Source organism: Methylobacterium sp. GXS13, from assembly GCF_001455965.1.
In the GTDB taxonomy this organism is placed as follows: Bacteria; Pseudomonadota; Alphaproteobacteria; order Rhizobiales; family Beijerinckiaceae; genus Methylobacterium.
The window spans coordinates 526023-546692 of the sequence record NZ_LKKO01000001.1 but is presented as its reverse complement, the minus strand read 5'-3'; the positions used below and the strand labels follow the sequence as shown (position 1 = coordinate 546692).

General features: G+C 68.0%; 16 protein-coding genes. 8 read left to right on the top strand and 8 right to left on the bottom strand.

Translation table 11 applies throughout. The features are described from left to right. Positions 1 to 47: 47 nt before the first annotated feature. The 3 genes from rpoD to AO398_RS02645 form a co-directional block, all read right to left on the bottom strand. The gene (gene rpoD, locus AO398_RS02655) at positions 48 to 2048 is read right to left on the bottom strand and encodes an RNA polymerase sigma factor RpoD (protein ID WP_058190435.1); all 2001 of its coding nucleotides are present in this window, start codon (positions 2046 to 2048) and stop codon (positions 48 to 50) included. 200 nt (positions 2049 to 2248) lie between these two features. Continuing rightward, positions 2249 to 4153 (bottom strand): DNA primase, encoded by a 1905-nt coding sequence (dnaG, locus tag AO398_RS02650; protein ID WP_058190434.1) that lies wholly within the window; start codon positions 4151 to 4153, stop codon positions 2249 to 2251. Between the two features lie 120 nt (positions 4154 to 4273). Next, positions 4274 to 4735: a GatB/YqeY domain-containing protein gene (locus tag AO398_RS02645; RefSeq protein ID WP_058190433.1), complete on the bottom strand. Its 462-nt coding sequence runs from the start codon at positions 4733 to 4735 to the stop codon at positions 4274 to 4276. Positions 4736 to 4927: 192 nt separating this feature from the next. On the opposite strand from AO398_RS02645, the gene carA reads away from it, so the two are divergent. Both carA and AO398_RS02635 read left to right on the top strand, forming a co-directional pair. Then, on the top strand, positions 4928 to 6160 hold the full coding sequence (gene carA, locus AO398_RS02640; RefSeq protein WP_058190432.1) for a glutamine-hydrolyzing carbamoyl-phosphate synthase small subunit: 1233 nt from the start codon (positions 4928 to 4930) through the stop codon (positions 6158 to 6160). Between the two features lie 122 nt (positions 6161 to 6282). Next, positions 6283 to 6660, top strand: a complete 378-nt coding sequence (locus AO398_RS02635; RefSeq protein ID WP_058190431.1) for a hypothetical protein — start codon at positions 6283 to 6285, stop codon at positions 6658 to 6660. A 29-nt stretch (positions 6661 to 6689) separates the two neighbouring features. On the opposite strand, the gene AO398_RS02630 is transcribed toward AO398_RS02635, so the two are convergent. Then, positions 6690 to 7097 (bottom strand): pseudoazurin, encoded by a 408-nt coding sequence (locus AO398_RS02630; RefSeq protein ID WP_243959832.1) that lies wholly within the window; start codon positions 7095 to 7097, stop codon positions 6690 to 6692. 332 nt (positions 7098 to 7429) lie between these two features. Between AO398_RS02630 and carB the strand changes: the two genes are divergently transcribed. From carB to AO398_RS02600, 6 genes are all read left to right on the top strand, one after another. Next, a complete protein-coding gene (gene carB / locus AO398_RS02625) occupies positions 7430 to 10903 on the top strand; it encodes a carbamoyl-phosphate synthase large subunit (protein ID WP_058190429.1) in 3474 nt (1157 codons plus the stop codon). Between the two features lie 90 nt (positions 10904 to 10993). Beyond that, positions 10994 to 11470 (top strand): transcription elongation factor GreA, encoded by a 477-nt coding sequence (gene greA / locus AO398_RS02620; RefSeq protein ID WP_201025701.1) that lies wholly within the window; start codon positions 10994 to 10996, stop codon positions 11468 to 11470. 5 nt (positions 11471 to 11475) lie between these two features. After that, complete coding sequence (locus AO398_RS02615; RefSeq protein ID WP_058190427.1) at positions 11476 to 11979, top strand: hypothetical protein; 504 nt, start codon at positions 11476 to 11478, stop codon at positions 11977 to 11979. A gap of 33 nt (positions 11980 to 12012) precedes the next feature. Continuing rightward, complete coding sequence (locus AO398_RS02610) at positions 12013 to 13053, top strand: mitochondrial fission ELM1 family protein (RefSeq protein ID WP_058190426.1); 1041 nt, start codon at positions 12013 to 12015, stop codon at positions 13051 to 13053. Between the two features lie 21 nt (positions 13054 to 13074). Further along, the gene (gene trxB / locus AO398_RS02605; RefSeq protein ID WP_058190425.1) at positions 13075 to 14055 is read left to right on the top strand and encodes a thioredoxin-disulfide reductase; all 981 of its coding nucleotides are present in this window, start codon (positions 13075 to 13077) and stop codon (positions 14053 to 14055) included. A gap of 263 nt (positions 14056 to 14318) precedes the next feature. Next, positions 14319 to 15209, top strand: a complete 891-nt coding sequence (locus AO398_RS02600) for a LysR family transcriptional regulator (protein ID WP_058190603.1) — start codon at positions 14319 to 14321, stop codon at positions 15207 to 15209. Between the two features lie 156 nt (positions 15210 to 15365). On the opposite strand, the gene msrP is transcribed toward AO398_RS02600, so the two are convergent. From msrP to AO398_RS02580, 4 genes are all read right to left on the bottom strand, one after another. Next, entirely contained in the window at positions 15366 to 16319 is a 954-nt protein-coding gene (msrP, locus tag AO398_RS02595) for a protein-methionine-sulfoxide reductase catalytic subunit MsrP (protein WP_058190602.1), read from the bottom strand. Between the two features lie 148 nt (positions 16320 to 16467). Further along, a complete protein-coding gene (locus tag AO398_RS02590) occupies positions 16468 to 18222 on the bottom strand; it encodes an AMP-binding protein (RefSeq protein WP_201025698.1) in 1755 nt (584 codons plus the stop codon). A gap of 102 nt (positions 18223 to 18324) precedes the next feature. Further along, positions 18325 to 19032, bottom strand: a complete 708-nt coding sequence (locus AO398_RS02585) for a hypothetical protein (RefSeq protein WP_058190424.1) — start codon at positions 19030 to 19032, stop codon at positions 18325 to 18327. A gap of 6 nt (positions 19033 to 19038) precedes the next feature. Next, on the bottom strand, positions 19039 to 20550 hold the full coding sequence (locus AO398_RS02580) for a leucyl aminopeptidase (RefSeq protein WP_058190423.1): 1512 nt from the start codon (positions 20548 to 20550) through the stop codon (positions 19039 to 19041). Between the last annotated feature and the right edge of the window lie 120 nt (positions 20551 to 20670).

The following is a 20670-nucleotide window of genomic DNA, read 5'->3' as shown; positions in this document are numbered from 1 at the left end:
TGGCAACGCGGTCGGAGGAGAGGCGCCGCGGAATCCGCGACGGGGGCTCAGTTGTCCAGGAAGCTCCGGAGCTTCCGGCTGCGCGAGGGGTGCTTCAGCTTGCGCAGGGCCTTGGCCTCGATCTGCCGGATGCGTTCGCGGGTGACCGAGAATTGCTGGCCGACCTCTTCGAGGGTGTGGTCGGTGTTCATGCCGATGCCGAAGCGCATGCGCAGCACGCGTTCCTCGCGCGGGGTCAACGACGCCAGGACCCGGGTCGTGGTCTCGCGGAGGTTCGACTGGATTGCCGCGTCGATCGGCAGGACGACGTTCTTGTCCTCGATGAAGTCGCCCAGGTGGCTGTCTTCCTCGTCGCCGATCGGCGTCTCGAGGGAGATCGGCTCCTTGGCGATCTTCAGGACCTTCCGCACCTTCTCCAGAGGCATGGCCAGCTTCTCGGCCAGTTCCTCCGGGGTCGGCTCGCGGCCGATCTCGTGCAGCATCTGGCGCGAGGTCCGGACGATCTTGTTGATCGTCTCGATCATGTGCACCGGGATGCGGATGGTCCGGGCCTGATCGGCGATCGAGCGGGTGATCGCCTGCCGGATCCACCACGTGGCGTAGGTCGAGAACTTGTAGCCGCGCCGGTACTCGAACTTGTCCACCGCCTTCATCAGGCCGATGTTGCCCTCCTGGATCAGGTCCAAGAACTGAAGACCACGATTCGTGTACTTCTTGGCGATCGAGATCACGAGGCGCAGGTTGGCCTCGATCATCTCCTTCTTGGCCTGCCGGGCCTCGCGCTCGCCCTTCTGGACCATGTTGACGATGCGGCGGTACTCGCCGATCTCAAGGCCGGTTTCGGAGGCGAGATCGAGGATCTGGGCGCGCAGCTCGGTCACCTGCTTCGAGCCGCGCTCGACCAGATTCTTCCAGCCCTTGCCGCCCAGGGTGCCGACACGCTCCATCCAGTTGGGGTCGAGCTCGTAGCCCTGGTAGTGGCGCAGGAACTCGTCCCGGGCCACGCCGTGGCTCTCGGCATAGCGCATCAGCCGGCCCTCGTGGCCGATCAGCTGCTTGTTGATCGAGTAGAGCTGGCCGACCAGCGCTTCGATGCGGTTGTTGTTGAGCGACAGCGACTTCACGTCGGCGACGACGCTGTCCTTCAGCTCGATCTGCTTCTGATTCTGGGCCGGGCTGTTCTTCTCGCCCGCGGCCTTGCGCTCGGCGCCCTCGGTCTGGAACTTGCGCAACTTGCGGTAGTTCGCGGCGATCGCGTCGAAGGTCTCGAGGACCCGCGGCTTGATCTCCGCTTCCATCGCGGCGAGGGACACGTTGTTCTCGAGATCGTCCTCGTCGTCGCCGCCCTCCGGGGGGGCCGGCGGCTCGGCCTCGTCGGCGCCGTCCTCGCCTTCGCCCTCGGCGATCTGCGGCGCGTTCTTGCCGTCCGGACCGGCATAGGTCGCTTCGAGATCGATGATGTCGCGCAGGAGCACCTTGCCCTCGACGAGCTCGTCGCGCCAGATGATGATCGCCTGGAAGGTCAGCGGACTCTCGCAGAGGCCCGCAATCATCGCCTCGCGGCCGGCCTCGATGCGCTTGGCGATCGCGATCTCGCCTTCGCGGGACAGCAGCTCGACCGAGCCCATCTCGCGCAGGTACATCCGCACCGGATCGTCGGTGCGGTCGGTCGGCTCCTTGGTGGTCGTGGTGACGGCCACGGCGCGCGTCGGCGCGACCTCAGCAACCTCACCGCCCTCGGATTCTTCCTCTTCGCTGTCGGCCCCGTTCGCGGTCTTCTCGGTGGCGGCCGCCTCGTCGGTCTCCTCCGCCTCGACCACGTTGATGCCCATCTCGGACAGCTGCGACAGCACGTCCTCGAGCTGGTCGGGATCGGACTGGCCTTCGGGGAGAACCTCGTTGACCTCTTCGTAGGTCACGTAGCCGCGCTTCTTGGCGAGCTTGACCATCCGCTTGACCGAAGCATCCGTCAGGTCGAGGAGCGGCCCGTCGGTCTGCTGCTCGGGGGCAGCGTCCGTCTCGTCCCGTTCCGTTGCCTTCGTCGCCATGATCAGCCTATTGTTTCGGGTGCGGTGCGCTGCGGAGGCCTGTAGAAGGCCGCTCCACGCCGTCGGCGCCGCGATACTTGCGAGTGGCCCCGGATTGCTCCGGAGGCCTTGAGTCGTCGGGTTCCGTATGCAAGCCCGAGGCTTGACCGATTGTTAACTATGGCAGGGTTGTGCCCGCCGCCACCGCCATCGCACGGCCGTCATGCGGCGGTCGAGTCGTTCGACACCGGCTTGTCGGCTTCAGCCTCGGCGGCGAGGACGGTCTCAAGCCTCGCCTTGACTTCGCAGAGCCATGCCCACCCGGCATCGGTTGGATCGTCCTCAAACGCCTGCCGTGCTTCGCGAAGTTCGCTATGTAGCGCTCCTGCCTGCCGGTGCAAGATCATCGCCTGCCGGAGAGCGTCCCCGCGCTGCTGCGGATCGGCGTGCGGAGACAATGTAATCCGGTCGCGGGAGCGGGCGAGCGCGAGAATCCGCTCCGCCGCCTCTGCGAGACCTGCCCGTGTGATGCGGCTTTGCAACAGGTCGGCATTCGTTTGCCCGTCCTCTGCGGCAGATGCGACCAGGACCGACAGAAGAGCCCGGGAGTCGGGATCCTCGAAATCGAGTTCCGAGACCTCGTCGCCGAATTCGGTCAGCATTTCCGGGTGGACCAGCAGCGTGCCTGCGATCACCGCCTCGCGCACGGGCGCCGCGCCGGAGAAGCCCGCCGAAGCGGTCATCGAGGCGCTGGGGCTGCCGGTGATGCGCGCCGAGACCGGCTCGCCCGGACGAACGAACCGCCGGCCTTGCCCCTGCCCTTTCGGCCCGGGCCCGGGTCCGGCGGAACGCGCGCTGCGCGGCGACAGGCTGCGCAGCCGCTCCTCGATGTCGTCCCGGTAGTAGCGCTTGACCGTCTCGTCACGAATGGTGGCGACGGTGGTGCGCAACGTCTGGGTGAGGCCCGCCCGCCGCTCGGGCGTGTCGGCCGGCCCGGATTCAAGCGCCCGGCGCCAGAGCAGTTCGGACAGGGGCAGAGCGGCCTGCAGCACTTGGTCGATGGCGCCCGGACCACCCGAACGCAGCAGATCGTCCGGATCCTGACCGCCCGGCAGCAGGGCAATCCGCAGTGAACGGCCGGGCTCCAGGGCCGGCAGGGCGATGTCGAGGGCCCGGAAGGCCGCCCGCTGCCCGGCCTTGTCGCCATCAAAGCACAGGATCGGCTCGTCGGCGTGGCGCCAGAGCAGGGCCAATTGCTCCTCGGTGAGTGCGGTACCCAGCGGCGCCACCGTCTCGGGATGGCCTGCCAGCGTCATCGCAATGACGTCGACATAGCCCTCGACCGCGATGATCGAGCTGCGCTCGTGCGCCGCCTTGCGGGCGCCGTGGAGGTTGTAGAGCGTCCGGCCCTTGTGGAAGAGCGGCGTCTCCGGCGAGTTCAGATACTTGGCGCGCACCTCCTTGGAGAGCGCGCGCCCCCCGAAGGCGACGACCCGGCCGCGGGTGTCGGTGATCGGGAACATCACGCGGTCGCGGAAATAATCGTACGGGACTGAGACATCCTCGCCGCCGGCGAGGAGGCCGAGCTCGACCATCAGATCCTTGTCGACCCCCTGCCCGGCGAGGTGGTCGCGCAGGGCGTAGCGTTCGTTCGGCGCATAGCCGAGCCGGAAGGCGCGCTGCGTCTCCTCCCTGAGGGCCCGGCGCTCGAGATAGGCCCGGGCCTCGCTCCCCTGCCCCGCGCGCAGCCGCTCCTCGAACCACCGGGCGGCCATCTCCATGACTTCGATCGCCCCGGCGCGCTGCTTCTCGGCGACGCGGGTGTCTTCCGTCGGCGCCGGCAGGCTGACGCCGGCCTCGCTCGCGAGCCGCTCCACCGCCTCGGGGAAGCTCAGGCCCTCCGTCTCCATGAGGAAGGTGAAGATGTCGCCGTGCTTGGAGGAGGAGAAACAGTGATAGAACTGCTTCTGGTCGTTCACGTAGAAGGACGGTGTCTTCTCGGCGTTGAACGGCGACAGGCCACGCCATTCGCGCCCGGCCTTCTTCAATTGCACCCGCCGCCCGACCACGGAGGAGGCCGGCAGCCGGGCTCGGATCTCTTCAAGGATGTGGGGCGGATAGCGCACGGGGCCTGCGGATCGACTGCCTGACCGCCGGATATAGCGCGCCGGGGCGCCTCGCGCGCCGCCCGGTCGACCGAGCTTCGATCAGGCGGGGGATTGCGGGGAGCGTTGGGGGTCCGAACCTCAGCCCTTCGCTGCCAGCGCAGCCTTCACCAACCCGCTCGCCTTGCCGAAATCCATCCGCCCCGCGAAGGTGCCCTTCAGGGCGGCGATGACCCGGCCCATGTCCTTCTGGCCCGCAGCGCCGGTCTCGAGAATCGCGGCGTCGACCGCCGCCCGCATCTCCGCCTCGTCCATCTGCTTGGGCAGGAACGCCTCGATGATCGCGATCTCGGCGCGCTCGTTGGCGGCGAGTTCCGGGCGGCCGCCCTGGTCGTAGACGGACGCGGATTCGGTCCGCTGCTTGATCATCTTCTGGAGCAGCGACAGGATCTCCTCGTCGGAGGCCGGCTCCTTGCCGAGGCCGCGCGCCTCGATATCCTTGTCCTTGAGGGCGGCCTGGATCATCCGCACGGTGGCGAGCTTGTCCTTGTCGCCGGCCTTCATGGCGTCCTTCATCTCGGTGGTGAGGCGGGCGCGCAGCATCTCGATAAACCTTCCGACGGGAGAAACGGGGGGCTGGCCTGCACTTTGCGGGTGTTGAGCGGCTTCAGCTACAGGGCCACATTGACCCCATCGCGGGCCGCTCGTTAAGAGCGCCGCACACGATCATGCCGCCAGCCGAGCGCGCCGCAACGCGGTGCCTGCCTTCGGCCGGACATAAGCGAGACCGACCCGATGCTGCAAGACGCCGCCGCGCAGGCCTCCAAACCCGCTGCCCCGGAGCCCTGGGCCGAACCCGTGGCGACGGCCCTGCTGGTGCTGGCGGACGGGACCATCCTTGAGGGCTTCGGCATCGGCCGGACCGGCATCGCCGACGGCGAGGTCTGCTTCAACACGGCGATGACCGGCTACCAGGAGATCCTGACCGACCCGTCCTATGCCGGGCAGATCGTCACCTTCACCTTCCCGCATATCGGCAATGTCGGCACCAACGACGAGGATCTGGAGAGCCTCGAGGCGGCCCCGGCCTCCGGCGTGCGCGGCACCGTGATCGCCTCGGCGGTCACCAAGCCGTCGAGCTGGCGCTCCTCGTCGCATCTCGACGGTTGGCTCGACGCCCGCGGTATCGTCGGCATCACCGGAATCGACACCCGGGCGCTAACCGCCCGTATCCGCGACCAAGGCATGCCCAACGCCGTGATCGCCAACGATCCCGAGGGCCGTTTCGACCGCGAGGTTCTGAAGGCGCGCGCCGCGGCCCTGGCCCCCATGGAGGGCCTTGACCTCGTGCCGCCGGTGACCAGCCGCGCGAACTCCGAATGGTCGGAGACCATCTGGGCGCTCGGCGACGGCTACGGCATGCGTGCGCCCGGCCAGGGCTTGAAGGTCGTGGCGATCGATTATGGTGTGAAGCGCAACATCCTGCGGCTGCTGGCCCAGGCCGGCTGCGACGTGACCGTGGTGCCGGCCACCACCAGCGCGGAGGACATCCTGGCGCTGAAGCCCGACGGCGTGTTCCTGTCCAATGGCCCCGGCGATCCGGCCGCGACCGGCGCCTATGCCGTGCCTGTGATCCGCAAGCTGCTCGACGAGAAAATGCCGACCTTCGGCATCTGCCTCGGGCACCAACTCATGGGCCTCGCGCTCGGCGGCCGGACCGTGAAGATGGGCCAGGGCCATCACGGGGCGAATCACCCGGTGAAGGACAAGACCACTGGCAAGGTCGAGATCGTGTCGATGAACCACGGCTTCGCGGTGGATCCCGCGAGCCTGCCGGCCAGCGCGGTGGAGACCCATGTCTCCCTGTTCGACGGCTCGAATTGCGGCCTGACCCTCACCGACAGGCCGGCCTTCTCGGTGCAGCACCACCCGGAGGCCTCGCCGGGCCCGCGGGACAGCCACTACCTGTTCGAACGCTTCGTCACGCTGATGCGCTCCGGCGAGCCGGAGAAGGCCGCCGACGCCTGACGGGCAACGATCGGCGCGGTCCCATTCAGGCCGCGCCGAGGTCACAAAATCCGCGAATTCCGGCGGCCTTATCGGCCCATCGACGGACCGCGCATGGCGGTTCCGTCCGAGGGGATTGCCGGATGACCATCGACGAGGCACGCGACGACTTCTCCCGCCTGCACCGCACCTTCATGGTCCATCTCGGTATCGCGTCCGGCCTCGCCTGGGCCACGGCCCTCTACGCTGCGGTCTACGCGCCGTGGGTGCGCAACATCCGGGCACTGATCGATCCGGCGGCGGGCCTCGACCGGGTCGAGAGCACGGTCTCCTACCTGTTCGCCATGCCGGCGGTACTCGTGCTCGCCTGGGTGTCCCTGTATTTTGGCCGCGAGATGCTGCGCCGGGCGCAGACGCTCTCGAACGTCGCGCTGGAATTCGCCGCCGCGGCCGTGGTCGCCTTCGGGATTTTTTATCTGTCCATCGACCGGGCGCTCGCCGCGCTCCACACCAGCTTCTGAGCGGGGGCGGCGGGCCGCCCCCGCCGACCCTACTGCACGTTTGCGAACAGCGGCTCGAAGCGCTTGGCGGCCAGCTTGCCGTGCTGGACCGCCTTCGCGGCCTCCAGATTCTCCGGCTTGTCGCCGACCTCGATCAGGCCGACCATCCCCATGATGTAGTGCGGCGAGCACTTGAAGCCGTACAGGCCGGGCTTGTCGAAGGTCACGGTCTCCTCCCTGCTGACCACGGTCTTGAAGGTCGGTGCGCCCTCCGGCGCCATGCCTTTGATGAGCTCGGCGTTGTGACCTTTGTCCGTCGGCACGAACCGGACTGTATCCCCGGGCTGGATCTTCACGAAAGCCGGATCGAAGACCATCATGCCGCCTGGGCCGCTGTTGAGAGTCTTGATGGAGACTTCCGTGGCCTGCGCCCCAGCGGTTGCGCCGAACAGAAGCATTGCCGCGCCGAACGTTTCCCTGATCATCGTCTATCTCGAATTGGTATCGTTATAATCGACGGACCCGTCGATCGGACGAGTTTTATGGTTCCGGCCGAGACTCGGCAATGCCGTTCGTGCTCGGGTCAATACTTGAGAATTATTTGAAGTTTGGGCCGGGCCGGCCGGCGCGTCCGCGATGCCCGGCGCAACCGGCGGTCGGGCACGGCCTTCCAATGCGCCGATCCCCCGTGTAAACGCGGCGTTCAACGACATGCCCGCCACGCGCGTCCGGGAGCAGGGCCGATCCGAGCCGTGCCCGACCGGGCGCGCTTGGCCTGAAAAGGCCGCAGATGCCCAAGCGCACCGATATCTCCTCGATCCTCATCGTCGGTGCGGGGCCGATCATTATCGGGCAGGCCTGCGAGTTCGATTATTCCGGGACGCAGGCCTGCAAGGCGCTTCGCGAGGAGGGCTACCGGATCGTCCTGGTGAATTCGAACCCGGCGACGATCATGACCGACCCGGACATGGCGGACGCGACCTATGTCGAGCCGATCACCCCGGAGATCGTCGCCAAGATCATCGAGAAGGAACGCCCTGACGCGATCCTGCCGACGATGGGCGGCCAGACGGCGCTCAACTGTGCCCTGTCGCTTCAGAAGATGGGCGTGCTCGCCAAGTACGGCGTGCAGATGATCGGCGCTACCGCCGAGGCGATCGACAAGGCCGAGGACCGGAGCCTGTTCCGGGATGCCATGACCAAGATCGGGCTCGACACCCCGAAATCGGCCCTCGCCAACGCCTCCGCGGCCAAGAAGGCCGACCGGGAAAAGTACCTCGCCGAGATCGCCAAGATCGAGGCGGCCAATCCCGACCAACAGGCGCGCGCCGCGGCGGTCGCCGCCTTCGAACGCAAGTGGCAGTCCGGGGAATCCGAGCGGCGCAAGCGCTACGGCGAGCACGCCCTGGGCCAGGCCCTGATCGCGCTCGCCGAGGTCGGCCTGCCTGCGATCATCCGCCCGTCCTTCACCATGGGTGGCACCGGCGGCGGCATCGCCTACAACCGCGAGGAATTCCTCGACATCGTCGAGCGCGGCATCGACGCCTCTCCGACCAACGAGGTCCTGATCGAGGAGAGCGTCCTCGGCTGGAAGGAATACGAGATGGAGGTCGTCCGCGATAAGGCGGACAACTGCATCATCGTCTGCTCCATCGAGAACATCGACCCGATGGGCGTGCATACGGGCGACTCGATCACCGTCGCCCCGGCCCTCACGCTGACCGATAAGGAATACCAGGTGATGCGCGACGCATCCCTGGCGGTGCTGCGCGAGATCGGTGTCGAGACCGGCGGCTCCAACGTGCAGTTCGCGATCAACCCCGAGAACGGGCGGATGATCGTGATCGAGATGAACCCGCGGGTCTCACGCTCTTCGGCGCTCGCCTCGAAGGCCACCGGCTTCCCGATCGCCAAGGTCGCGGCGAAGCTCGCAGTGGGCTACACCCTGGACGAGATCGCCAACGACATCACCGGCGGCGCGACTCCCGCCTCGTTCGAGCCGACGATCGACTACGTCGTCACCAAGATTCCGCGCTTCGCCTTCGAGAAGTTCCCCGGCGCCGAGCCGACGCTGACCACCGCCATGAAGTCGGTGGGCGAGGCGATGGCGATCGGCCGCTGCTTCGCGGAATCGCTGCAGAAGGCCCTGCGCTCGCTGGAGACCGGGCTCACCGGCCTCGACGAGATCGAGATCGAGGGCCTGGGTCGCGGCGACGACCATAACGCCATCAAGGCGGCGCTCGGGGTGCCGACGCCGGACCGGCTCCTCAAGATCGCCCAGGCCCTGCGGCTGGGCGTCAGCCACGCGGAGGTCCACGCCTCCTGCAAGGTCGATCCGTGGTTCCTGGAGCAGATCCAGGCGATCGTGGACCTGGAGAACCGGGTGAAGGCGCACGGCCTGCCCGGCACCCCCGGGGCGTTCCGCCAGCTCAAGGCCGCCGGTTTTTCCGATGCGCGCCTGGCCGTGTTGGCGAAGACCGAGGAGGCGGACGTGCGTACCCTGCGCCGCTCGCTCGGCGTGCGCCCCGTGTTCAAGCGCATCGACACCTGCGCGGCCGAGTTCAAGGCACCGACCGCCTACATGTACTCAACGTACGTGGCCCCGTTCGCCGGCACTGTCGTCGACGAGGCACAGCCCACGGACGCCAAAAAAATCATCATCCTGGGCGGCGGCCCGAACCGGATCGGCCAGGGCATCGAGTTCGACTATTGCTGCTGCCACGCCTGCTACGCACTGTCGGCTGCCGGCTACGAGACCATCATGGTCAACTGCAACCCGGAGACGGTTTCGACCGACTACGACACCTCGGACCGCCTCTATTTCGAGCCGCTGACCGCCGAGGACGTGCTGGAGATCATCGAGACCGAGCGGCAGGCCGGCACCCTGCACGGCGTCATCGTGCAGTTCGGCGGGCAGACGCCCCTGAAGCTCGCCCGTGCCCTCGAGGCGGCCGGCGTGCCGATCCTGGGCACCTCCCCGGACGCGATCGACCTCGCCGAAGACCGCGACCAGTTCAAGCGGCTCCTCGACAAGCTCGGGATGAAGCAGCCGAAGAACGGCATCGCCTATTCGGTCGAGCAGAGCCGGCTCATTGCCTCCGAGCTCGGCCTGCCCTTCGTGGTACGCCCGAGCTACGTGCTGGGCGGCCGGGCCATGGCGATCATCCGCGACGAGAGCCAGTTCGCCGATTACCTGCTCGGCACGCTCCCGAGCCTGATCCCGTCCGACGTCGTCGCCCGCTACCCGAACGACAAGACCGGGCAGATCAACACGGTGCTGGGCAAAAATCCGCTGCTGTTCGACCGCTACCTGTCGGACGCGGTGGAGATCGACGTGGATGCGGTCTGCGACGGGCAGGACGTGTTCATCGCCGGCATCATGGAGCACATCGAGGAGGCCGGGATCCATTCCGGCGATTCTGCCTGCTCTTTGCCGCCGCGCTCGCTCTCACCGGAGACCATTGCCGAGCTGGAGCGGCAGACCACCGCGATGGCGCTGGCGCTCAAGGTCGGCGGCCTGATGAACGTCCAGTACGCGATCAAGGACGGCGACATCTACGTGCTGGAGGTGAACCCGCGCGCCTCCCGGACCGTGCCGTTCGTCGCCAAGGTGATCGGTGAGCCGATCGCCAAGATCGCCGCCCGGGTCATGGCCGGCGAGAAGCTCGCGACCTTCGCCCTGAAGCGCAAGGAGCTGGCCCATATCGCCGTCAAGGAGGCGGTGTTCCCGTTCGCCCGCTTCCCCGGCGTCGATGTCCTGCTCGGGCCGGAGATGCGGTCCACCGGCGAGGTGATCGGGCTCGATGCCAGCTTCGGCGTGGCCTTCGCCAAGAGCCAGCTCGGCTCGGGCACGCAGGTCCCGCGTTCCGGCACCGTGTTCGTCTCGGTGCGCGACGCCGACAAGGCGCGGATCCTGCCGAGCGTGAAGCTTCTGTCCGATCTCGGCTTCTCGATCCTCGCCACCGGCGGGACCCAGAAATTTCTGGTCGAGAACAGTGTGCCGGCCGAGCGTGTGAACAAGGTCCTCGAGGGCCGGCCGCATGTGGTCGACTCGATCAAGAACGGCGACATCCAGCTCGTGCTCAACACCACGGAGGGGGCTGGCGCACTCTCGGACTCGCGCTCGCTCCGGCGTGCGGCCCTCTTGCATAAGGTGCCGTATTACACCACTCTAGCCGGCGCGATGGCGGCGGCCGAAGGGATCAAGGCCTATCTAGAAGGCGATCTCCAGGTTCGTGCCTTGCAAGAATACTTCGCGGCCTGAGCCTCAGGGTCCCGCTGACTTAACTTCGTGGCCCGGGGAGAGTGCTACACTCTCGGCCGGGCCTCTTCATTGTGGCGCGAGACGATGACGATAGACAAGGTTCCGATTACGGTACGCGGTTTCGCGGCTCTCGAGGAGGAGCTGAAGCACCGTCAGCAGGTCGAGCGTCAGCGCATCGTCGCGGCGATCGCTGAGGCCCGCGCGCACGGAGACCTGTCCGAGAATGCCGAGTATCACGCCGCCAAGGAGGCGCAGTCCCACAACGAGGGACGCGTGATGGAGCTCGAGAGCATGATTGCGCGCGCCGAGATCATCGACGTGTCGAAGCTCTCGGGCAACAAGATCAAGTTCGGCGCCACCGTGAAGCTCGTGGACGAGGACACCGAGGAAGAGAAGACTTACCAGATCGTCGGCGAGCCCGAGGCGGACGTGCATGCCGGGCGCGTCTCGATCACGTCGCCGATCGCCCGCGCGCTCATCGGCAAGGGTGTCGGCGACACCGTCGAGGTGACGACGCCCGGCGGCGGCAAGTCCTACGAGGTCGTCGGCGTCCAGTACGGCGGTTGAGCGCGATGATCGCGCTGAGCCGCAGCTGGCTCGCCGGCCTTTTCCTGCTGTGCGGGCTCGCATCCGCGATGGCGGCCGGCGATTTTCCGCCGACGGCGATCTTCTCCGACATCCGCGTCGACGTGCGGCCGCTCCGGGACAAGGGCGCCGGCCTCCAGGCCGATGCGCTCGCCGCCGACCTGAATGCGGCCTTGCGCAAGACTTTCGCCGGACGGATCGGCGGTGCCGGGCCGCGGCTGGTGGTGGTCGTGACCGCGCTGTCGCTGCGGCCCTATGTCGGCGGCGGCGCGCTCCGCGGCCGGGGCGGCAATTTCGAGACCGACTACCTGGAGGGCGAGGCGCTGCTCGTGGGGCGCAACGGGCAGGTGCTCGGCCGTCATCCGCAGATGACCGCGACGCCGTCGAGCTATGGGGGCGCCTGGTACGCCCCGGACTTCGAGGCGCGCCGTCTGGCGGCCATCGCCGACATCTACGCCCAGTGGCTCGCCCGCGACCTGCCGCGGGATTAGCCCAAGCTCGGCCTGCGGTGTAAGGCGTTTCCGATGAGAAGCATCGACGTGCCGGAGGCGAAGCCCGCCACCGCGGCCCAGACATCCGTGCGGCGCGAGCCCCTTCCCGACCTGTCTCAGGCCCGCGCCTGGATCATCACCGACGGCAAGGCCGGCGACGAGAACCAGTGCGTCGGCATCGCCGAGACGCTCGGTGTTGCGTTCGAGATCCGCCAGGTCCCGGCTGCCGGCCCGTTCGGCTGGATCGCACCCTGGGGGCCGATCGATCCGCGCGAGAGCCCGCGCCGCCGCAACGGCGCCCTGTCGGGACCCTATCCGGATCTGCTGATCGCCTCGGGCCGCCGGGCGGTGCCATATCTTCGAAAATTGCGGAACGCGACCGGCGGCCGGCCCTTCACGGCGTTTCTCAAGGATCCGCGCACCGGTGCGGACAGCGCTGATTTCATCTGGGTGCCGGATTACGACGATTTGCGCGGCCCCAACGTGTTCACCACCCTGACGGCGCCGCACCTCGTCACAGCCGCCCGGCTGGCTGAGGCTCGGGCCCATCCGGATCCGCGGCTCGCCAGCCTCGATGGCCCGCGGGTGGCCGTGCTGGTCGGCGGCGACAGCCGGCACCTGAGCTACCGCAAGACCGATATGCAGCGCCTCGTGGGGGAACTGCGCGGTCTGATCGACCAGGGCTGCCGCCTGATGGTGACGATCTCCCGCCGCACCCCCAATCCGCTGCGCGATGCGGTCAAGACGCTGACCGCCGAGACCGGTGGCTTCCTCTGGGATGGCACCGGCGGCAATCCCTACGTCGCCATGCTGGCGCTGGCCGAGGCGATCGTGGTGACCTCGGATTCCGCCAACATGGTCAGCGAAGCCGTGGCGACCGGCGCCCCCGTCCTGCTGTTCGACCTGCCCCGCACCTATATCCGGCATCGGCGGATGTTCGCCGGTCTGGCGATCGCCGGTGCGCTGCGGCCGTTCACGGGTCGTTTGATCGATCTGCCGTACAAGCCGATCGACGCGACCCCGGTGATAGCCGAGGCGCTGGCCAAGGCTTACGCCGCGCATCGCGCGGCCTGACCGACCTGAAGGAACCGAGAGATGGCCCACACCCACGCCAAGCTCGTGATCGTCGGCTCCGGTCCCGCCGGCTACACGGCGGCGATCTACGCGGCCCGCGCCATGGTGGAGCCATTGCTAATCTCCGGCTTCCAGCCCGGCGGTCAGCTCATGATCACCACCGATGTCGAGAATTATCCGGGATTCGCCGAGGCGATCCAGGGGCCATGGCTCATGGAACAGATGCGTCTGCAGGCCGAGCATGTCGGGACGAAGATCGTCTCGGAATACATCACGGCGGTCGATCTCAAGCAGCGGCCGTTCCGGCTGGAAGCGGATTCGGGCGAGACCTATTCCTGCGACGCGCTCATCATCGCCACCGGCGCCCAGGCGAAGTGGCTCGGTCTGCCCTCCGAGGCGGCGTTCCAGGGCGGCGGCGTCTCGGCCTGCGCCACCTGCGACGGCTTTTTCTTCCGCGGTAAGGAAGTCGTGGTGGTCGGCGGCGGCAACACCGCCGTCGAGGAGGCGTTGTACCTCGCCAATATCGCCAAGAAGGTCACGGTCGTACATCGCCGGGACAGCTTCCGGGCCGAGCGGATTCTGCAGGAGCGGCTGTTCAAGCACCCGAACGTCGAGGTGCTGTGGCACCGGGAGGTTGCGGAGATCTGCGGCGTCCAGAAGCCGGCGCCGGGGGTTACCCATATCCGGCTGAAGGACCCGCGCTCGGGGGAGATCAGCGAAGTGCCGGCCGACGGCATCTTCGTGGCGATCGGCCACCAGCCGGCCACCGCGATCTTCGAGGGCCAGCTGCCGATGCGTCACGGCGGCTACTTGTCGGTGAAGCCCGGCACCACCGAAACGAAGATTCCGGGTGTGTTCGCTGCGGGCGACGTCACCGACGACGTCTACCGGCAGGCGATCACCGCCGCCGGTATGGGCTGCATGGCTGCGCTCGAAGCGGAGAAATTCCTGGCGAACTTGGAGATCGGCGAGACGCCGGTTCAGGCCGCCGCGGCCGAGTGAGACCACGCAGTGCGGGCAGCACCGCGCTGTTGGACCAAAGTCCTGTCAACAAGATCGCGATGTGAACCCTTGCGTCCGACCATGCGCCGGGCGCATAGGGGTTCTGACCGGGCAGGGCTGCAATCGATGCATGCCCCTGCAGCGCCGGCCGCGCCAGCTTGGCGTCGGCGATACGCGCTTCGCCCGGTCAATCGCCCGACGCAGGTGCGGCTCGGTCCGAGCCGGGCATCGGGTGCGGATTGGCGTCGGTGGGGGTTCTCGCCTTGGATTGGGACAAGATCCGGATCTTCCTGAACGTCGCAGAGGCGGGCAGCTTCACCAAGGCGGGCGACGATATCGGCCTCAGCCAGTCCGCGGTGAGCCGCCAGATCAGCGCCCTGGAGCGCGAACTGAAGGCACCTTTGTTCCACCGTCATGCCCGCGGCCTGATCCTCACCGAACAGGGCGACCTGCTGTTCCGCGCCGCTCGGGACATGAAGCTGCGCCTGGAGAACACCCGGGCCCGTCTCGTCGAAACCTCCGAGCGGCCGACCGGCGATCTCAAGGTTACCACCACCGTGGGTCTGGGCACATCGTGGCTGGCGCAGCGAGTCGGTGAGTTCCTTGATCTGTATCCCGACGTCCGCATCGAGCTGATCCTGACCAACGAGGAACTCGATCTCGCGATGCGCGAGGCTGATGTAGCCATCCGCATGCGCCGTCCGGCCCAGCCGGACCTGATCCAACGCCGGTTGTTCACCGTTCACTACCACGCCTTCGCGAGCGTCGATTACGTCAAGCGCTTCGGCGAGCCCAAGACCATCGAGGAACTCGACAATCACCGCCTCGTCTCGTTCGGCGGCAACGAGCCGTCCTACCTGCTGGCGGCCCATTGGCTGGCCGATGCCGGGCGCGAGGGCCGCGACCGCCGCAGCGTCCACCTGACGGTGAACAATATCGGCGCGCTGCAGAAGGCCATGGAGGCGGGCGCCGGCATCGGCATCCTGCCGGACTACGCGGTGGATGGTGACCAGCAGCTCACCCAGGTCCTGCGCGACACCGAAATGCCGAGCCTCGAGAGCTATCTCGTCTATGCCGAGGAGATGCGCTCGGTCGCTCGAGTCCAGGCGTTTCGCGACTTCCTGGTGTCGAAGGCGCAGCGCTGGACTTACTGACCGATCGCTGCCCCCGAACGGTCGGGTTGAGAGGCTCCCCACCCCTCTGCGTGTGCAGGGCGAAGCCCGGCAGATCGCCCGTTCGCTCCGCCCCCGAGTCCCGCCCAAGGGCGGGATGCCCTTGGGGGATTTCCTGGTTTGAAGTCGCGGCGGCCGTCACACGAACAGCCGCTCGCCCTCCAGTCCCTTGTACAGGTCGGCGACCTGGTCGCCGTAGCCGTTGTAGATCACGGTCGGCACCCGCTCGTCGGTGCCCAGCACCCGCTCCGACGCTTGGCTCCAGCGTGGGTGCGGTACGGCCGGGTTCACATTGGCCCAGAAGCCGTACTCGGACGCTTGCAGCCCTTCCCAGAAGGTCTTGGGGCGGTCGGCGGTGAACGACACCTTCACCAGCGACTTCGCCGACTTGAACCCGTATTTCCACGGCACCGCGATGCGGATCGGCGCGCCGAACTGGTTCGGCAGCGGCTTGCCGTAGACGCCCGTGACCACGAAGGCGAGATCGTTGCCGGCCTCGGCCAGGGTCAATCCTTCAGTGTAGGGCCAGGGGTAGTAGAAGGCGCGCTGGCCGGGCGCCATCGCCTTGTCCATGAACGTCTCGAAGCGGATGTACTTCGCGCCCGAGGTCGGCTTGGCGAGGGCCACGAGCTTCGACAGAGGGAAGCCGGTCCATGGCACCGACATGGACCAGGCCTCGACGCAGCGATGGCGATAGAGCCGCTCCTCCAGGCCGATCTTCCGGATCAGATCGTCGACGCCGATCTCGAAGGGTTTTTCAACCAAGCCGTCGATCTTCAGGGTCCAGGGCTGCGTCTTGAGCGCGTTTGCGGCTGGCAGCACGGTCTTGGACGTGCCGAACTCGTAGAAGTTGTTGTAGGCGCCGCTGAAGCGTTCCGCCGTGATCGGCCGGTCCAGGGTGTAGGCAGGGTTGCGCGGGGCCGGATAGAGCGCTGCGTCACCGGCAGCCGCGATGGCGCTCCGACCGCCGAGCGCGGAGCCTGCCGCGAGCCCCGCCGCCGCGGCGAGCAGCGCACGCCGGTTGAGGAAGACCGCCTCGGGCGTGGCCTGATTCTCCGGGATCTCCCACCCGCGCCTGCTCCGGATCACCATCGCCATCTCCTCACCTGTCCGGCACGTACAACCCACAGATCGGCGTGGGCCGACAGGGGTGCAAGCGCCGCAGCCTCACCATTCGGCGATCACGGACAGGCGGTTACGTGCGGAGGCGACGGCGATCCGCCGCGGGCAATACGGGGTATCAGCCCAGTGGGGTCTCGTCGCGCAGGACCCGGCGGAGCACCTTGCCGACATTGGTCTTGGGCAGCGCATCGTGCAGGATCACCCGGCGGGGTACCTTGTAGCCGGTGAGCTGGGTGCGGGCGTGGGCCCGCAGGGCGTCGGTCGAGACGGCCGGGTCCTTCATCACCACGTGGGCGACGACCATCTCGCCGGTCTCCTCGCTGGGGGCACCGACCACCGCGCATTCCAGCACGCCGGGATGGGCGGCCAGCACCTCCTCGACCTCGTTCGGGTAGACGTTGAATCCGGAGACTAGGATCATGTCCTTCATCCGGTCCACGATCTTGATCTGGCCGTCTGGCTCCATCACGGCGACGTCCCCGGTGCGGAAGAATCCGTCCGGCGTCATGGCCCGCTCAGTTTCCTCGGGGCGATTCCAGTATCCGCGCATCACCTGCGGGCCGCGCACGCAGATCTCGCCCGGCTGGCCCCCGGGCACCGGCTTGCCGGCGGCGTCGCGGATCGAGACCTCGGTGGAGGGGAACGGGTAGCCGATCGTTCCCGAAAACGCCTTGATCCCGGGCGGGTTGGCGCTCACCACCGGCGAGGTTTCCGACAGGCCGTAGCCTTCGAGGATCGTGTTGCCGGTGAGCGCCTTCCAGCGCTCCGCCACCGGCCGCTGCACCGCCGTCCCGCCGCCGACGACGAAGTCGAGATGGGAGAAGTCGACCGTGTGGATCTTCGGGTGGTTGATCAGCACGTTGAACAGCGTGTTCACGCCCATCAGGTGCGTGAAGCGGTTGCGGCTCAAGGTCCTCACCATGCCATCGCAGTCGCGCGGATTGGGGATCAGCAGGCACGATCCGCCGTTGCGCATGAACTGGAAGAAGCAGGCCGTCAGCGCGAAGATGTGGTAGAGCGGCAGGGCCGTGACGGCGCAGCGGAGGATGCTCGGATCCTTCGAATTGAAGAACAGCTGCGACTGCTCGACATTGGCCATGACGTTGCGGTGGGTCAGCATCGCCGCCTTGGCGATGCCCGTGGTGCCGCCGGTATATTGCAGGAAGGCCAGATCCTCGGGATCGACCGGTACGGAGGCGTGCGGCATGCCGCTGCCCCGGCGCAGAGCCGTCGTGAACGGCAGCGCCAGCCCCTCGGGTAACTGGAACGGCGGTACGGCCTTGCGCACGTGCCGGCTGGCGAGGTTGATGACATGGCCTTTCAGTCCGAGCCCGTCGCCCGGGCCGACCAGGAGGACGCGCTCCAGCGCGACATCCGCGAGCGCCCCCGCGACGGTCGGACCGAAATTCTCCAGCACGATCAGGAACCGGGCGCCCGAGTCGCTGATCTGCTGCCCGAATTCCCGGGGCGTGTAGAGCGGGTTGACGTTGACCACGGTCCCACCGGCCGAGAGCACGCCGAACAGGGCCACCGCGTAGGCCGGCACATTCGGCAGCATGATCGCGACGCGGTCACCCTTGGCCAATCCCTGCGCCCGCAGCCAGGCCGCGAGCGCCCGCGCCTGTTTGCCGAGGCTCGCATAGGTCATGGTCGAGCCGAAGCACAGGATCGCCGGGCGGTCGGCAAAGGCGGCCACGCTGGTCTCGAAGAGGTCGGCCAGGGTGCCGAGAGACTCGACATCGATCTCGGCCGGGACGCCGGGCGGGTAGGAGGAGAGCCACGGGCGCGGCGACAGATCGGCGAAGGCGTAGGCCGGCTCGGATCCGGGCCGGCGTGCCGTCGTGCCCTGCTCGATTAAGCTGGCCTCGCGCATCGCGTCGTCTCCCACGGGCACGGCTCTCGATGGTCGCATCCCGTCCCTACGCAGAACAGCCCGACTGTGGGCGAACGGGCGGCCACTAGCAAGGCGGCGACCTCAGGCTCTCCGACGGAGCCAGCTCAATGTCGTGAGTGCTGCGTGCGGCAGGGCGGCAATGACGAGCAGCAGCGCGGCAACGACCGCCTCGGAGGGGCTGAAGGCCCGGCGCGGCCAAGGTCCGAGGCCGAAGTCGCCGGCAAGCCCGATCACGCAGGCGCCGAACCAGAGGGCCAGGAAGGCCAGCAGGCCAGCGCCGATTCGCCGGAGGCTCGGGCGCAGCGGCCGGTTGGCCGCGATCGCGAACACGCCGAGGATCCCACCGAAGATCGCCGCCGCGACCCCGGCGCCGAACCCGTAGGCCAGCCACAGGGGCTGATGGGTCAGGAACGCCATTCCGCCGGTGGCGAAGCCGCCGCGCAGGATCAGGCCGCCGACGGTCGGGTAGAGCCCGGCCAGCACGAGGGCGGCGGTGCCGATGGTGGCGAACAGGATTCGACGGAGTGCGGAGGCCGGACCCGGCCCGGCCGCAACCACCGCGAGATGCGCGATGCCGTAGACGAGTGCGAAGGCGAAGAGCGGATAGCGAGTGATGAAGTAGCCGTAGATCCAGGGCTCGACCGCCTCCGGCACGCTCGAGCGCTGGCTGAGGCCTGTGACGGCCACCAGCACCAGCGCCGCGAGCATGGCCAGGATCGGGATCGGGATCGCGGCGATCGGGAGCGCGTGTCCGCGCGCTGTCCGGGCCGCGCCCGATCCTTGAGCCATGGGCCGTTACCGCGCCTCGTAATGGTCCCGCACGAGCCGGTCGAGCAGACGCACGCCCCAGCCGGCGCCCCAGCTGCGGTTGATCTCGCTGGCGTTCGACGACATCGCCACGCCCGCGATGTCGAGATGGGCCCACGGCACCTCCTCGACGTAGCGCTGCATGAACGAGGCCGCCGTGGCGGCGCCGCCGTGACGGCCGCCGGTGTTCTTCATGTCGGCGAACTTGGAGTCGATGGCTTTGTCGTAGGCGGGGATCAGCGGCATCCGCCAGACCTTCTCGCCCGTAGCCTCGCCGGCGGCGTTGATGTTGGCCGCGAGCGCGTCGTCGTTGGAGAACATGCCGGCGATGTCCTGGCCCAGCGCCACGATGATCGCCCCGGTCAGGGTCGCGAGATCGACCATGGCCTTCGGCTTGGCACTGCGGACCACGTGGGTGATCACGTCGGCGAGCACGAGCCGGCCCTCCGCGTCGGTGTTGATCACCTCGATGGTCTGGCCCGACATCGACGTGATGATGTCGGACGGGCGGTAGGAGCCGCCGTCCGGCATGTTCTCGACGATGCCGATGGCCCCGACGACGTTGCAACGGGCCTTGCGGCTGGCCAGCGCGTGGAGTGCGCCGACGACCGCGGCCGCGCCGCCCATGTCGCCCTTCATGTCTTCCATGCCGCCGCCCGGCTTGATCGAGATGCCGCCGGAATCGAACACCACGCCCTTGCCGATGAAGGCGACGGGCGCCTCGCCGGCCGGGCCGCCGTTCCAGCGCATGATCACGATCCGCGGTTCGCGGACCGAGCCCTGCGCCACGGCGAGCAGCGCGCCCATGCCGAGCTCGCGCATTCGCGCCGGCTCCAGAACCTCGATCTCGACGCCGAGCTTCGACAAGTCCGCAGCGCGCCGGGCGAATTCTTCGGGGAAGAGAACGTTCGGCGGCTCGTTTACGAGATCGCGCGCCAGGATGACACCCTCGGACAGGGTCCGGGCGCCCTCACCCTCGCGAGAGGCCGTGCCATGCTCGGCGAGCAGGAGGGTGAGCGTGGTGCCGCTCTTGTCCTCGGCATCCGGCTTCTTCGTGGTCTTGTAGCGGTCGAACGTGTAGGTCCGCAGGCGTGCGCCGAGCGCGAACTCGCCGGCCTGCGCAGCGCTCACCGTCGTACCCGGCCAATCGAGCACGACCCGGGCCGCGCGGCCCGAGACTTTGCCGGCGGTGAAGCCGCCGAGCGCCGGCCAATCGGTTTTGGCCCGGTCCTTCTCCAAACCCAGCCCGATGACCACCAGCCGGTCGGCATTGACGCCCGCCGGCGCCGGAAGGGTCAGGGCGCTGAGCGAGCGGCCCTTGAACTTCTCCGAGGCCGCCGCCTTCGCCACGAGGTCTGTGCCCGCGGCGCCGAGTGCGGCCCGGGCCGCGGATCCGAGGGCGAGGTCGTCGCCGACGAACACCACGAGATCGCCCGATCCCCCCGGGCCCTGGCCGCTCTGCTCAAGGGGGCCGAAACCGATCTCGATACCGTCCGCCATACCCGTCGCCCTGCCCGTCGTTCCGCAGTTTTCGACGCACCCGCGCGGTCACGCTGAGCGCAATCCGCTCTGTGTAGCCGCTGAGGCGGCAAACGCAACGCGGCGCAGCAGCCCTGGAAT